This is a genomic window from Kamptonema animale CS-326 (assembly GCF_028330895.1).
Lineage (GTDB): Bacteria > Cyanobacteriota > Cyanobacteriia > Cyanobacteriales > Microcoleaceae > Kamptonema > Kamptonema formosum.
Map to the genome: position 1 here is coordinate 1 of NZ_JAQMUA010000162.1, position 14,965 is coordinate 14,965.

Sequence of the window (14,965 nt, forward strand, 5' to 3'; positions counted from 1 at the left end):
GTTTAATGATTGCCCAAGAGTGTCAAAGTATCCGGCATTGGCAACATCAAGAAACAGAGTTTCTGCGGCAGTTAGGTGAGCAAATGGCGATCGCGATTCAGCAAGGGGAACTTTACGCACAAGTTCAAGAAGCGGCGATAAAATCGCAAGCTCAAGCTCAACATTTGCAAGCTACTTTACAAGAATTACGCTCTACTCAGCAGCAATTAATCCAGAGTGAAAAGATGACAAGCTTGGGGCAAATGGTGGCTGGCGTTGCCCATGAAATTAACAACGCTAATAATTTTATCCATGCTAATTTGTTCCATGCTCAAGAATATGCAAGAACTTTGATTGCTGCGATTGATACCTGTACAAAAGCCTGCCCAGAAGCAGCAGATACTCTTAGTAAAATCGAGGACGACTTAGAGTTAGATTATATTGAGGAAGATTTTCCTAAATTGCTTAAGTCAATGCAAGAAGGGAGCGATCGCATTCGTTCAATCGTGACAACTTTACGTAATTTCTCTCGTCTGGATGAATCTGAATTTAAACCTGCAAACCTGAATGAGGGTATCGAAAGCAGTTTGGCTATGTTGCAAAATAGACTGAAATCTGGAATCGAAATTCAAAAAGAATACGGAATTTTGCCCTTAGTAGAATGCCACGCTGCCCAAATAAATCAAGTGTTTTTCCACTTGATTCAAAATGCTTTAGATGCCATATTTACATCAGGAAAACCAGGAAAAATTACTATTCGCACAGAGAGTACGGATGAATTGGTGACAATTTCAATTCAGGACACTGGTGTTGGCATTCCGCCTGAGATTCACAACCAAATTTTCGATCCGTTTTTTACTACGAAACCAGTGGGAAAAGGTACGGGTTTGGGGTTATCGATTTGCTATCAGGCGATTGTCAAAGATCATGGGGGCACAATTCGTTGTTATAGCAAAGTTGGTGAAGGTACTGAATTTGTTGTACAATTGCCTTTAGCCGTCTGCTAAGAAATCTGATTTTTTTAACGGGCATTTATCAGAGGTTTGAGTGCGAACTGGTTTGCTTGTGATAGAATTTTTTTTAGTCAATTTAGGAGTACCAAATTATGAATTCCTTAACAGCTTCTACTAAGAGTACCGATGCTGTTACGCTGAGTGTTAGTGAAATTATTAAGGACACTCTTTGTATCGCTGCTGAAGATGGGAAAAAAGTTTACGAGGCAATTGCCGCAGCTTTTAGGGAAGATCAAAGTGTGCTTCTTTCTTTCAAGGATTGTGAAGACTTCACTAGAGCTTTCCTGATCGATGCCATTGGTCAGTTGTATGAATCATTTCCAGAAGAGCAGATTCATAACACACTCAGCATAGTCGATATAGAGCCTGAAGATGCAGAATACATTAAGGATATTATTTACTGGACAAAGAGGTATTTAGAAGATCCAGAGCGTTTTAAGGAAGCTGCAAGCGAATTTCTGGGGGATGATGATGAGTAGCCAAGTTTATCGGATTGAATCTTACATATTTAGTGCGTCTGACACTGTTTGCCTATGCTATAATTATCTTTTAAGTCAATTTACCACCAAACGCTATGAACTTTTTAACAATTCTCACTACTAATAATACCGATACTGTCACACTGAGCGTTACCGAAATTATCAATGATACTCTGTGTATCACCTGCGAAGCTGGTCAACAAGTTTTCGAGGCAATTGCAGCAGCTTTCAGAGAAAATAAAAGCGTGGTTCTTTCTTTCAAGGATTGTGAAGACTTTACAAGGGGTTTTCTGAGCGAGGGAATTGCTCAATTGTATGAATATTTTTCAGAAGAGCAAATCCGTAATTCACTCAGTATAGTAGATATCGATCCTGAAGATGCAGAATATATTGAGGATGTTATATACTGGCGACGGCGGTACTTAGAAGACCCTGAGCGTTTCAAGGAAGCAGCAAAAGAATCTCTGTGTGCTGAGGATGATGATGAGTAACCAAGTTTATCAGATCGAATATTACAGATTTAGCTCATCTGATTCTATATTATTCGATGCTAATGTGTGGCTGTATATTTATGGGCCGCAAGGTGAGAGTTTGCCAAGATTACGAAGTACATATCACTTAGCACTGAGAAAGATTCGTGGTGCTAAGATTCCGATCTTTATCGATGTACTTGTACTTTCGGAATTTATCAATGCCTCTGCTCGATTCGTTTACAATGATTTACCGCAGGGAATAAAACCACAAGATTTTAAGACTTTTCGCCAAAGTAATGAATTTAATCCTATTGCTAGCCAAATTGCTAAAGATGCTCGTAGAATACTTAAGAAATGCGAACGAATTGACAGCGGTTTTGAATCAGCGGATTTAGGCGGAATATTGAGTGGTTATGCTGTGGGAGATGTTGATTTTAATGACCAGATTTTAGCTGAACTCTGCAAGGCAAAAAATCTAAAATTGGTGACTCACGATGCCGATTTTAAAGGTGAAGATTTGACTGTGATTACAGCTAATCGTAAATTTTTTAATTAAAAATGTAACAACAAGGGCCGGGTGAGGTGGCGAGATTAACCTATATTCGCTTATTGATTACCATGATTTGTTGCTTTTGTCAAGACCAATACTCGAAATTTAGAGAAAAGCGAACAGAACATAGACTAAGTTTTAGTATTCTTAACTGAGTGATAGGTTTTTTAATAAAGCTTTACAATTAAAACGTGCAAGAATAGAAGTAATGATGTATTAATGGCTTGCTCACAAGGAGGCGACAAATGGTAGCGCTCACTGAACGAGTAGAACGCAGGTTGACTGTAGAGACTGGCGCGATCGCGCCTGACACGACGACCATTCGCTGTCTGGATTGGGATCGCGATCGCTTTGACATAGAATTCGGTCTGAAAAACGGCACAACTTATAACTCATTTATCATTCGCGGCGAGAAAACAGCGCTGGTTGATACCTCCCATGAGAAGTTCCGCCAACAATATCTCGATATTCTTAAGGGGTTAATTGACCCCACTGAGATTGATTACTTAATTATCAGCCATACTGAACCAGACCATAGCGGTTTAGTTAAAGATGTGCTGGAATTGGCCCCCCAAGTAACAATTGTGGCTTCAAAAGTAGCAATTCAATTCTTAGAAGACTTGGTGCATAAGCCATTTAAACGGCAGATAGTTAAAAATGGCGACAAACTAGATTTAGGCAACGGTCACGTTATCGAATTTGTGTCAGCGCCAAACTTGCATTGGCCCGATACAATTTTTAGCTACGATGCTAAAACGCAAGTGATTTTCACTTGCGATGCCTTTGGGATGCACTACTGTTCAGACAGCACTTATGATGAAGATTTGGCGGATATTGAAGAAGACTATCACTTCTATTATGAGTGCTTGATGGCTCCCAATGCGCGATCGGTTTTGAGTGCGATGAAACGGATGGCCGAACTGGGAGAAATTAATACAGTTGCTACCGGTCACGGCCCCTTATTGCGGCATAATGTTGTTGAACTGACTGGACGCTATAAAAAGTGGAGTCAAGAACAAACTAAGGCAGAAACAACTGTTGCAGTTTTCTACGCTTCCGACTACGGTTATAGCGATCGCCTTAGCCAAGCGATCGCACACGGTATCACTAAAACCGGAGTCGCCGTCGAAATGATGGATCTCAAAACAGCAGATCCGCAGGAAGTTGGCGAACTGGTAGGTTTAGCTGCTGGTATAGTCATTTGTACGCCACCGAGTACGGGCCCCGCCGCTGCGATCGCAGAAACAGCAATTAACACCATTTTAGCCGCTGTTCATAATAAACAATCTATCGGTTTATCCGAGTCGGGAGGTGGAGACGACTTATCCATTTATCCCCTCCGAAACAAGTTCAAAGAGTTGGGATTAAAAGAAGCTTTCCCCAACATTTTGATCAAGGAAGCGCCGACAGAAGCCACCTATCAATTGTGCGATGAAGCAGGTACTGACTTGGGACAATGGCTAACGCGAGATAAAGCTGTTAAGCAAATGAAATCTCTCGATAGTGACCTCGATAAAGCCTTGGGTCGAATTAGCGGCGGACTGTATATCATCACCGCTCAAAAAGGCGAAGTCAGCGGTGCAATGTTAGCATCATGGGTGATGCAAGCTAGCTTTAAACCATTAGGTTTAACCATTGCAGTTGCTAAAGATCGTGCAATTGAATCAATGATGCACACGGGAGACAAATTTGTTTTAAATGTGCTCTCGGAAAACAATTATCAAGCGCTAATGAAGCACTTCTTAAAGCGTTTTCCTCCCGGTGCAGATCGCTTTGCTGGTGTCAAAACTCAACCCGCTAGCAATGGTTCTCCCATTCTTACGGAAGCTCTAGCTTATTTGGAATGTCAAGTAACTAGCCGTATGGAAGTAAGCGATCATCATATTGTCTATGCGACAGTTGATAGCGGCCGAGTCAGCGATCCTGACTCTTTACCAGCCGTACACCACCGCAAAGTAGGCAATCATTACTAGGTTGGTAATAGAGGCTTTTAGGCGCTTGATAATAAAATAAAGCGCCTAAAATCTCTAGCACAAAAAATTTGTTTATAGCAGTTTTCACTGAGTAGGTACTGCTTTTAATAACTAATGAGCAATTAGCAATTAGCAATTAGCAATTAGCAATTAGCAAGATATGTACCTAATAAAACAGAAAGTGGCTATAAATTCACAGACTTAGTTACTAACAACTTAATTGTTAAAAAATGCTTACCAACCTCTTGAATGACAGAGATTACATCATAATTATTGCTAGAAGTGCTGCTAGCAGAGAGCAAAATCATCCTCTGTACGAACACTGGCTAGCAGCTCAAGCATCCCTGATTGACTTGGCAAAAAAATGTCAAGAATTAGACAGCGACGGCTTAACTGTCTACGAAGCTTCAACCCCTCTCTGGAAATATGAAAATACAGATGTTAAGCGGTTAGCTGAAATTTTGCAGCGGCAAAATACAACACCAGACCCTGCAAACCTAATTAAAATTAGCTTGCAAGAAGCTCTTAGCGATGCTCTCAACGATTATTTTAAGCGGAAGGCAAGTCCTAAAGCTAAAAAAGGGGCGATAATTGTTGTAGTCATAGACGAAAAACAGGAAGATGGCAAACTTGTTGCTGAGACTATTATCAATACTGCCAATAAAGTTGCTAAAGATGAAGAAATTGGCATTAGTTTTATCCAAATTGGCGAAGATGTAGAAACCAGAGAGTTTCTCACTTACCTGGATAACAATTTACAGCAGGTGGGTGCCAAATTTGACATTGTGGATACCAAATTTTGGCAGGAAATCAAAAGAAGTTCCATAGTACAGTTTCTAATTGGTGCGATTCATGACTAACACTCTAACTCCTCAAACTATCTCTAACTCGAAACCCCGTGATGTCCAATTTTTCCAGATTGCAGCAGAGACAATTGTACTGCGATCGCGCACTTGGGACAGACTCAAATTCGAGGTTGAATATTCCCTCCAAAGAGGGACAACGGCAAATTCTTTTCTCATTGAATCTGACAAAACAGCCTTAATTGACCCTCCCGGTGAATCCTTCACCAAAAACTATCTAGAGGCATTGCAGCAGCGGTTCGATATCGCTAAGCTAGATTACATCATTCTCGGACACTTTAATGCCAACCGAGCCGTAACTATCAAAACTCTGCTAGAAATAGCTCCTCAAATTGTCTTTGTTTGCACAAATCCCGCTGCAATTTCCCTGCGAGGAGCATTTCCAGACCAAGAGTTAAATATCAATGTCGTCAGAGGTGAAGAAACCCTTGATTTAGGGAGAGAACATCAATTAAAATTCGTTGCCACTCCTACTCCCAGATGGCCAGACGAACTTTGCACCTACGACACGAAAACACAAGTTTTATTCACAGATAAACTTTTTGGTGCTCATGTTTGCGGCGATCAAGTATTTGATGAAGGGTGGAGCGTTTACAGCGAAGACCGCCGCTATTATTACGATTCTTTGCACGCATCTCAGGCAAAACAAGTGCTAGCAGCACTGGATAAATTGGCGGATTTACCTGTTAAATTTTACGCTCCCGGTCATGGGCCATTGGTACGTTACGGCCTCACAGAATTAACCCATTTGTATCGGGAATGGAGCCAACAGCAAAAGACAAAAGACTTGACAGTAGTGCTGATTTATGCGTCTGCTTACGGAAATACAGGGGCATTAGCACAAGCGATCGCAAAAGGTATTACTAAAGCAGGTGTAGCCGTTGATTCAATTAATTGCGAAGCAGCAGAACCAGGAGAAATTCAAGAAGCCATTGAAAAATGTGATGGATTTATCATCGGTACGCCTACTTTGGCCGGTCATCCACCTACTCAAATTGTCACCGCTTTAGGGGTAGTTTTATCCACAGCAGCTAAGAATAAATTAGCGGGTGTATTTGGTTCTTATGGCTGGAGTGGTGAAGCTGTTGATTTAGTTGAAAATAAACTCAAAGATGCCGGATATCGGTTAGGATTTGAACCAATTCGAGTTAAATTCAAACCCACAGATGTCACGATTCAACAGTGCGAAGAAACCGGAACTGACTTTGCTCAAGCGTTGATTAAATCTCAGAAACTCCGTGCACCCAGACCTGCATTAGGTAGCGGTGCAGACCGCACAGAACAAGCTGCTGGTCGAATTGTTGGCTCTCTTTGCGTAGTTTCTGCTAAGCGTGGAGAAGTCGCAAGTGCGATGTTAGCATCGTGGGTATCGCAAGCAACATTTAATCCTCCCGGTGTTACTTTGGCGGTAGCAAAAGATAGAGCAATTGAATCTTTGATGCACAATGGCGATCAGTTTGTCTTGAATATTTTAGCAGAAGGCCGACAATTACGGAAGCATTTCATGAAGAGCTTTGCTCCCGGTGAAGACCGTTTTGCCGCAGTAGAAACTCAGGAAGCTAGTAATGGTTGTCCGTTTTTGAGCGATGCTCTTGCTTATCTGGAGTGCTCAGTTGCAAATCGGATGGAATGCGGAGATCATTGGGTGATTTATGCGGTAATTGAAAATGGTCATCTGCTCAAAGCTGACGGCGTGACAGCGGTGCATCATCGTAAATCGGGCAGTCATTATTAAATAGTAGTTGATGCGTGCGATTCGTTTGGGCGGTGAGATACCGCCCAGAAATTGACTTTAGCTTAAAACTTAATTAACGCGATCTCAAAATAAACCATCTGAGTAGTCGCCTTCCTAGTTGCACTTTTCAACTAAATAAAACGACTGGGAGATAATTTAGGAATTAACAGATCGTTTTCCCCAACAGCACAATTAGCAAATCGCTTAGCTAGAGGCGGTACAAATACTAAAGGATTGCTAAATCCCGAAAATATATGTATTCCCTCAATATTAGGAATTGCGCCAATTAAAGGTAGACGATCGCAACTAAAAGCCACTAAGCAATCGTGCCAAGTTGCGGGTAAATTTTCCAAAGCAGGTAAAAACTTCCCCACACCTGCGCGAATGGCGGCCTCACTTTCAGCGCGATCGACAGTAGCATTAGGATCGCTTAACACGCGAGATAATTGCCCAATACGGATGCTACCATCTTGGAATTGAATCGCACCTGCATCTAAAACTGGTGGTGCCAAAACATTTCCAGGTTCATCCCACAAGGGATCGACTTCAACTTGACTCGCCGCCGCTTCCATGGGGAAACGTTGGAGCACTGCTTGCATGATTAGCGATCGCACTTTCACCTCTCGGCTAGCTTGAGGCGGTATCTCCAACATCTCAGCGCGTGTGAAATATAGCCGTAGAGGAATCCCCGCTGATGTTAACAACATCCTACTCAAACCCCCAGCGCAAACAGCCACATTCTGCGCGTGATAAGTCTCTGTCGCACTCTTCACTCCCAAAATGCGATCGCCTTCCCGGACAAATCCTCTCACCTCGGCAAATTCTATCGCACCACCCAAGCCTACAAAGCGATCGCTGTAACCCTGAGTTGTGGCTTCTGGCGAAATATGACCGTGCGCGACAGTAAGGGCACCAGCGATCGCCTTGGGATTTAGCAGAGGTTCCAACTCGCAAGCCGCCTCCACACTCAAAAGCCGAGGCGCGATCGCAAAATGCGCGTAGCTAGCAGCAACTTTCTCAGGGCGATCGCCAGCAGCAATTGTCAACAATAAATCTAGTTCCCGAAACTGAGTATCGGTATCTAACTCTTCAGATAAATGGCGGTGAATTTCAATTCCCTCGCGGCACAATTGACGAGTTAAATCTGTCGTACCAGACCAAAATGCAAGACCACCATAACTAAAACGGGTAGCATTTTGCACTACAGCATTTTGCTCTAATAATAATACAGTCAAACCTTTTTTGACCAATTCATAACTAAGAGCTGCACCTGTAATCCCAGCACCAATAACAATCCAGTCAAAAGTTTTCATTCGCATTTTAGAGTTAAGGAGTTCTACAATTTTAAACAAAAATATGTCCGTAGGAAGAGGTCGCCTTCGAGGTGGGCAGTTGGAACTTACCCCCCTTGAGAGATGCTTTCTTAGGGCGTTTTTACTTTCAATATAGGTAATGCTACACCAAAAGCTGACGCTTGCTGTATCAGCAGCCAAAAGTACCTCAAATCCTGTGGGTAAGGCGAAAGCAAAAAAGTAAAAAGACAAAAATTTGAGAAGGCGCAAGAGGAATTTATGACTATCGACAAGACTAACGCAATTAACGACGTTCATCGCGCCACTAATCCAGGCGATCGCATCTCTGATGAGCCCCAATCCATCGAAGAAAAAGCTAAGCAACTGGCCGTCGATGACGTTCCCGACATTACGGGAGACAATATTACAGTTCCTACTTACTTCATTGTTGAAGAACCAGATGGGGAAAAGAAAGCACTGCATCACGTTAAGGATGCTGAGGAAATTTCCGATGTAATTAGACAAGCTCGTACTGATGAAAATGGCGAGCGCGTTTGGTCATAAATTTAATTTCCCGATCGGGATGTCTTAACTCTTTCAACAATTATTTAACGGAGGAAGCATGGAAACAAATCAACCAAATAGTACACCTTTTCCAAATATTCCGCCAATTTTGGAAAGTCTTGATTCCGAGTACCGCGACACAGGCATAACCAGTTCCATTAATATCGCAGGTCATCCTATCCACCCCATAATCGTGATCTTCCCAGTTGCATTTCTAGCCGCAGCAGCGGGTAGTGATATCGGCTATTGGCTGACTAGCGATCCTTTTTGGGCGAGAGCATCAGTTTGGCTGATTGGCGCAGGTTTTGCAAGTGGTATTTTAGCAGGAATTACGGGCTTTTTGGACTTCTCAAGAATTAAAAGAGTTCGCGATCGTAGTGCTGGCTGGTTGCACATGGCTGGTAATATTACAGCCTTAGTATTGTCTCTGATTAACTGGGTAATGCGCCTCGGCGATCCAATCGCGCCCATATTTCCCATAGGCATTACAATTTCTATCATTGTCGCAACTTTGTTAGGTATTAGTGGTTGGTTTGGCGGGGAACTCACCTTTAGACACAAAGTTGGCGTGATTGGGCCTAGTAGCTCAATTCGCTAGTTACTAACACTAAAAAATCCGGGTTGATTACCCCTTTTTCTTATAGTCCGCGTAGGCGGACTTTGTTTTTGTACCCGCGATTTCTAATCGCCTCTCCCATCTAAAATTAATCAACTTGTTCTGAAATCCACTGAAGATAGGTCGGATTACCAGCCACAATAGGAAGAGCTATTATTTCCGGGACTTCATAAGAATGGAGTTGACGCACCTTTGTTGCTAATACATCAAACTTGGCTAAATCAGTTTTAATAATTAGCTGCCATTCTGACTCTGAATTAATCTCACCTTGCCAAGTATAGATCGAGTGGATTTGCGTGAAACTAACGCAAGCGGCTAGCTGACTTTCAACTAAAGCCTTAGCGATCGCTTCCGCTTCCACCCGCGAACTGGCTGTCACCAGTACCACCCCGTAATTAATGCTGGTCATTTGTCAATTATAACTTAGCTACTTAACCAATTGTAGCCAATTGTAGAATTAAATTTTCCAAAAATAACTTAAGTCTTGCTAAAGATTTTCCCCAGAGCTGCACCTACTACTCTAAAATAATTGAGTTGGGAAATAGTAGGCAGTTGACGATGCTCGCAGCGGTACTTTACGGTCAAGAAGATTTACGGCTAGAAACGGTTGCTGACCCCTCCCCAGCGGCGGGTGAAGTCGTAATCCGAGTAGCGACGGCGACAACTTGCGGCACAGATTTGAAGGTTTGGCGGCGGGGTGGACACGCGAAAATGCTACGGCCTCCGACGCTATTTGGCCACGAAGCAGCGGGGCAAATTGTGGCAATTGGAGAAGGTGTAAAAGGTTGGGAGGTAGGCGATCGCGTGGTTGCTAATAATTCTGCTCCCTGCATGAAATGTTTCTTTTGTCAACATCAAGAATATTCTCTCTGTCCAAATTTGACATGGAACAATGGCACTTTTGCAGAGTATTTAAAGATTCCCGCCCCAATTGTCGAGCATAATTTGCTACCAATTCCTGATGATTTACCGGATGCTTTAGCTTCAATGACTGAACCTTTAGCCTGCGTATTACACGGGATTGCTAGGTCAAATGTGAAACAAGGCGATCGCATTTTAGTAATAGGAGATGGAGCAATTGGGCTGATGTTTGTGGCGGTACTCGCTCAGTTGAAGGAAGAGGGAAGAGGGAAGGAAGAAAACGGAAATTTTGTATTTCCTAGTGGGGAAGTTTTCTTATTTGGTGGTAACGATAATCGACTGGAAATTGGCAAAAAATTAGGTGCAGCAAATGTGTTTAATTACCACCAGATAACGGATATAACTACGACGGTAAAAGAATTAACTGATGGTTGGGGTGCAGATACAGTAATTGAATGTACGGGTGTCCCGTCTGTTTGGGAAACTGCGATCGCTTGTGCTCGTCCGGGTGCAACTGTAAATTTATTTGGTGGTTGTCCTAAAGATACAGCGATCGCATTAAGTACAGAGCAATTACACTATAGTGAGTTGACACTAAAAGGAGTTTTTCACAATACGCCAAAATACGTTCAAGAGGCATTATCTCTATTAGCAACGCGGAGGATTCCTTTTGAATTGCTAGTTAGCGATCGCCGGCCTTTAAAAGACTTAGAACAAGTATTTCAAGATATGCGCGATCGCCAAGTAATCAAAGTAGCAATTGAACCTAATTGTTAACTGTTAACAGTTAATAATTAATACAGGACTTACGCACCCAGCTAAAGAAACCGGGTTTTTTACGAAAATACTTCGTTATGACCCACAGATTCTCTCAAAAACCCGGTTTCTGGGACTCCATAGTAAGTCCTATAACTGTTAACAGTTAACAGTTAACAATTAACAGTTGCTACTGCCAGACTCCCGAAAAGATATTTTTAACTGCGATCGCAATCCGCTTCACATCTTCCTTTAAAACTGGGGGCCAAGCGATACCGCTGCGGCTTCCGGCTTCAAATTGCCGCACGCTTTCAACTGCAAATAAATGCAGTGCATAAACTAACTGCCGATCCAACATTGGGGATTCTTGCAAAGTATCAAAAACAATTTTTAGAGCCAACAATATATTAGTCACTTGTCCGGGAATTGGTGCATTCCCTTGTTTAAGACGGCTCAAAAAAGCATCAGGATTTCGTTGAGTTTCAAGAGCAGTACCCTGATCGATCAGAAAATTGCGAGCTGTTTTATAATCCATTAGAAGTGCGATCGCTATTCTGCGAATATATTATTCTATTTCTAGTAACACTTTCAACACCCCAGGGCTTTGTGCTTTTTCAAAGGCGACAAGTCCTTCATCTAAGGGATAGCGACTGTGAATGAGATGTTTGACATCAACTTGATTTTGGGCTAACAACTGTAAGGCGGGTTTAAACGGGCCGCAGCGAGAACCGATTAGGGTAATTTCATCGACAACTAAGGCCGAAGCGTCGAAGGTGAGGGCTCCGGCGTAGGTACTTTTGAGGACGAGGGTTCCTCTGGGACGCAAGGCGCGACGTGCGATCGCAAACCCTTCTGGATTCCCAGTACACTCGATGGAGATGTCAAAATATCGGTCTTTCACGGCATCGGCAAAACCAGTTTTGATACCGCGCTCTTCCAAGTTCCCTAATTTTTTGCGGTGTCGTCCAATTGCCAACAGTTCGCAACCCGTGAGGGCAATGGTTTGGGCGACGAGTTGACCGAGTTTGCCATCTCCGACGACTAAAACTTTATCCTCTGGACTGATGGGTACTTGTTGCTGAATTTCTAAAGCGGCGGCGACTGGTTCTGTGAAGGTTGCCGCATCGGTGGATACGCTATCGGGTACGGGGTGAAGGTTTGCGACTGGTAGAGTCAGGTATTCGGCAAATGCCCCGTTACGGTTGACGATGCCCAAAACGGTGCGATTTTCGCAGTGGGTTGGTTGTTCGCTGAGGCAAAAACGGCACTTACCGCAGGCGGCGTTAATTTCGCCAACGACTCGTTTATTTACTAAGTCTGCGGGCCCTTGTTCGACAATGCCGACAAATTCGTGACCAAGGATGCCTCGATAGGGGTAGTAGCCTCTCAGTAATTCTAAGTCTGTATTGCAGATCCCCGCCCGCAAAACTCGTACTAAGGCTTCTCCGGGTGGCGGTTCTGGGATGGGGAGGTTGGTGCAAAGTTGCAGTTGCTTGTTTTCTAGCCACAGTCCTTTCATCTCTTTTCCCGCTTTGGCTTTTTTCTATAGTTTATGGCATTTCCCCCTCTTCCTTCTTCCCTCTTCCCTCTTCCTTCTTCCTTCTTCCTTCACTATGCTTAAACAAACAACAACACCCAAGCGTTACTTACTGAGTAATTTCCTCTAATTTGTATTTCGACGTGGAGTTAAACTAAATTCTAAGATTCAGTTTCATTGCTCCCTCATCAACATTTGAGGAAATATCAGACTTCGCGGTGGGTGTCGTTGTCGTTGGATGAGACAGATGTGAAATTAAACAGCGCTTTTTACTCCTTATCTTCAAAAGTGAAACTTCAAGGTGTGAACTTCAAATTCATGAACTTTATAGTTATGAACTTCGCTGTGGTATCTGTCAGAAAGAAGCTTTGTTTTTGCTTCTTGTTATTAATGTAGCACCTTCTCTGAGAGATGCAAGTACCTGCAATGAAAGTTTACTTTTGGATAGATAACTACCGATCGAGTGTAAAGTTATATAAAGTAGGGAGGTTTGAAGAGATCGGTAGTTTGTGGCTGCGATCGCAAGGCAAAATACGATTATGAACAAACTCAAACTAACCAAACTCTACGCTTTGTCTCTAGGCTTGTTCCTATTCTGTAGCAGTCAAGCTTTAGCGGAAGCGACAGGGAACTTACAACCGCAGCAGACATATACTAGCCAGGAGATTCTACAACAGTTGGCGGCGGCAAATGTCGTGTATCTGGGGGAAACTCACGACAGCCTCGAAGATCATCAAGCTCAACTGAAGATTATCAGAGAATTGTATCGGCAAAATCGCAAAGTTGCGATCGCACTGGAAATGTTTCAGCGTCCCTTTCAAAGTGCGATCGACCAATATTTAGCTGGTAAAATTACAGAAGCCGAATTAATCGAGCAAACCCAGTATAATCAAAGATGGGGATTTCCTTGGGAATATTACGCACCGATTTTGCGGTTTGCCAAGGAAAATCAACTGCCAGTATTAGCCTTGAATACACCCACAGAAGTAACGCGAAAAGTTGCCCGCGAAGGCTTAGAAAGTCTGACAGCAGAAGAAAAACAGCACATTCCCGCCCCCTCAGAAATTCGTACCGATAATGCTGAATATCGGCAAATATTGCTAGAGATTTATCAGCAACACGCCTCTGAGGGACATGGTTCTAGTGCTGGCTTCGATCGTTTTTTTCTAGCCCAAACCCTTTGGGATGAAACAATGGCAGAAACAATCGCTCAATTTATCACAGTTAAGCCTAATTATCAAGTAGTAGTGCTAGCAGGGAAAGGTCATATCGCCTATGGCTACGGCATTCCCAGCCGCGTCGCCAGACGTTTAAGTAGTAGAAAGTTACTACAACGATCGGTGCTGTTTTTTTCAGCCTCAGATAGCCTTTTGTCAACAGATCGGTCTATTGCTGACTTCATCTGGCAGCACGCGGAATAGTACAATCTAACTGGAACCAAATACTAGGAACAACCAATGATAAACGCACCAAAAATCCTTGCCTTTGCCGGCAGTACCCGCGAAGCATCCTACAACAAACTGCTGGTCAAAATTGCGGCTTCTGGGGCTAGGGCTGCCAGTGCTGAAGTGACTTATGTCGATTTCCGGGATTTGCCGATGCCGCTATTTGATGAAGATTTGGAGGCCAGAGAGGGAATGCCAGAAAATGCCCGGAAATTTAAGGAATTGATGATAGCACATCAGGGTTTTTTGATAGCTTCTCCTGAGTATAACAGTTCAGTTACTCCTGTTTTGAAAAATGCAATCGATTGGGCCTCTCGTCCGCAACCTGGCGAACCGGGGTTAGTGGCTTTTACTGACAAAGTAGCAGTAATTATGAGTGCTTCACCTGGGGCATTGGGCGGTTTGCGGGGGTTAGTTCATTTACGCTCGATTTTGGGCAATATTAATGTGTTTGTGCTGCCAGATCAGAAGGCAATTCCTAAAGCCTATGAGGCTTTTAATACTGACGGTACGATGAGAGATCCGAAACAGCAGGAGTCGATTGAGAATCTTGGCGCTAAGTTGTCTAATGTGTTGGCAAAACTAATCGCTTGAGGCGATATAAGTAGGCCATAGAATCATTTTAGAATTACTAATAATGATTCTATGGCAACTATTTGAATAAAAAATAGAGAATGTGGGATATAAATCAATACGGTTCAGTTAAGGCTTAAATAGTGGTAAATTAGGTATGGTGTCCAAAAATGGAGAGCAAGTAAGGTGCATCTCAAAGAATTTTCATTAGTATCTCCCAAAATCCCAAGTACGGAGATATTCAAGGCCATAGAGA

Annotated in this window: 16 protein-coding genes; 12 read left to right on the plus strand and 4 right to left on the minus strand. The window is 43.0% G+C overall.

Annotated elements, in window-relative coordinates; translation table 11 throughout:
- The 7 genes from PN499_RS09600 to PN499_RS09630 form a co-directional block, all read left to right on the plus strand.
- Positions 1-986 (plus strand): sensor histidine kinase (locus tag PN499_RS09600; RefSeq protein ID WP_272031612.1); only part of this gene is annotated, 986 nt, incomplete at its 5' end.
- Between the two features lie 98 nt (positions 987-1,084).
- Complete coding sequence (locus PN499_RS09605) at positions 1,085-1,471, plus strand: STAS-like domain-containing protein (protein ID WP_272031613.1); 387 nt, start codon at positions 1,085-1,087, stop codon at positions 1,469-1,471.
- Positions 1,472-1,566: 95 nt separating this feature from the next.
- Positions 1,567-1,962, plus strand: a complete 396-nt coding sequence (locus PN499_RS09610; RefSeq protein ID WP_272031614.1) for an STAS-like domain-containing protein — start codon at positions 1,567-1,569, stop codon at positions 1,960-1,962.
- Positions 1,949-2,500, plus strand: a complete 552-nt coding sequence (locus tag PN499_RS09615; protein ID WP_272031615.1) for a type II toxin-antitoxin system VapC family toxin — start codon at positions 1,949-1,951, stop codon at positions 2,498-2,500. Before PN499_RS09610 ends, PN499_RS09615 begins: the two co-directional genes overlap by 14 nt.
- Positions 2,501-2,739: 239 nt before the next feature.
- The gene (locus PN499_RS09620; protein ID WP_272031616.1) at positions 2,740-4,467 is read left to right on the plus strand and encodes a diflavin flavoprotein; all 1,728 of its coding nucleotides are present in this window, start codon (positions 2,740-2,742) and stop codon (positions 4,465-4,467) included.
- 230 nt (positions 4,468-4,697) lie between these two features.
- Positions 4,698-5,327, plus strand: coding sequence for a vWA domain-containing protein (locus PN499_RS09625; protein WP_272031617.1), 630 nt, complete (start codon positions 4,698-4,700; stop codon positions 5,325-5,327).
- A complete protein-coding gene (locus PN499_RS09630; RefSeq protein ID WP_272031618.1) occupies positions 5,320-7,065 on the plus strand; it encodes a diflavin flavoprotein in 1,746 nt (581 codons plus the stop codon). Before PN499_RS09625 ends, PN499_RS09630 begins: the two co-directional genes overlap by 8 nt.
- Positions 7,066-7,196: 131 nt before the next feature.
- On the opposite strand, the gene PN499_RS09635 is transcribed toward PN499_RS09630, so the two are convergent.
- Positions 7,197-8,378 (minus strand): NAD(P)/FAD-dependent oxidoreductase, encoded by a 1,182-nt coding sequence (locus tag PN499_RS09635; RefSeq protein WP_272031619.1) that lies wholly within the window; start codon positions 8,376-8,378, stop codon positions 7,197-7,199.
- 258 nt (positions 8,379-8,636) lie between these two features.
- On the opposite strand from PN499_RS09635, the gene PN499_RS09640 reads away from it, so the two are divergent.
- Together PN499_RS09640 and PN499_RS09645 are read left to right on the plus strand one after the other, a co-directional pair.
- Positions 8,637-8,921, plus strand: coding sequence for a hypothetical protein (locus tag PN499_RS09640; RefSeq protein WP_272031620.1), 285 nt, complete (start codon positions 8,637-8,639; stop codon positions 8,919-8,921).
- A 58-nt stretch (positions 8,922-8,979) separates the two neighbouring features.
- Entirely contained in the window at positions 8,980-9,519 is a 540-nt protein-coding gene (locus tag PN499_RS09645) for a DUF2231 domain-containing protein (protein WP_272031621.1), read from the plus strand.
- Between the two features lie 106 nt (positions 9,520-9,625).
- On the opposite strand, the gene cutA is transcribed toward PN499_RS09645, so the two are convergent.
- Positions 9,626-9,946, minus strand: coding sequence for a divalent-cation tolerance protein CutA (cutA, locus tag PN499_RS09650; RefSeq protein ID WP_272031623.1), 321 nt, complete (start codon positions 9,944-9,946; stop codon positions 9,626-9,628).
- A 149-nt stretch (positions 9,947-10,095) separates the two neighbouring features.
- On the opposite strand from cutA, the gene PN499_RS09655 reads away from it, so the two are divergent.
- On the plus strand, positions 10,096-11,175 hold the full coding sequence (locus PN499_RS09655) for a zinc-dependent alcohol dehydrogenase (RefSeq protein WP_272031624.1): 1,080 nt from the start codon (positions 10,096-10,098) through the stop codon (positions 11,173-11,175).
- A 169-nt stretch (positions 11,176-11,344) separates the two neighbouring features.
- Here the strand turns inward: PN499_RS09655 and PN499_RS09660 are convergent, their stop codons facing one another.
- Positions 11,345-11,689, minus strand: coding sequence for a hypothetical protein (locus PN499_RS09660; RefSeq protein ID WP_007354772.1), 345 nt, complete (start codon positions 11,687-11,689; stop codon positions 11,345-11,347).
- A 30-nt stretch (positions 11,690-11,719) separates the two neighbouring features.
- Entirely contained in the window at positions 11,720-12,673 is a 954-nt protein-coding gene (locus tag PN499_RS09665) for an MDR/zinc-dependent alcohol dehydrogenase-like family protein (RefSeq protein WP_272031626.1), read from the minus strand.
- A gap of 557 nt (positions 12,674-13,230) precedes the next feature.
- Here PN499_RS09665 and PN499_RS09670 point away from each other — a divergent pair.
- Both PN499_RS09670 and PN499_RS09675 read left to right on the plus strand, forming a co-directional pair.
- Positions 13,231-14,112, plus strand: coding sequence for a ChaN family lipoprotein (locus PN499_RS09670; RefSeq protein ID WP_272031627.1), 882 nt, complete (start codon positions 13,231-13,233; stop codon positions 14,110-14,112).
- A 36-nt stretch (positions 14,113-14,148) separates the two neighbouring features.
- Positions 14,149-14,730 (plus strand): NADPH-dependent FMN reductase, encoded by a 582-nt coding sequence (locus PN499_RS09675; protein ID WP_272031628.1) that lies wholly within the window; start codon positions 14,149-14,151, stop codon positions 14,728-14,730.
- Positions 14,731-14,965 lie beyond the last annotated feature (235 nt).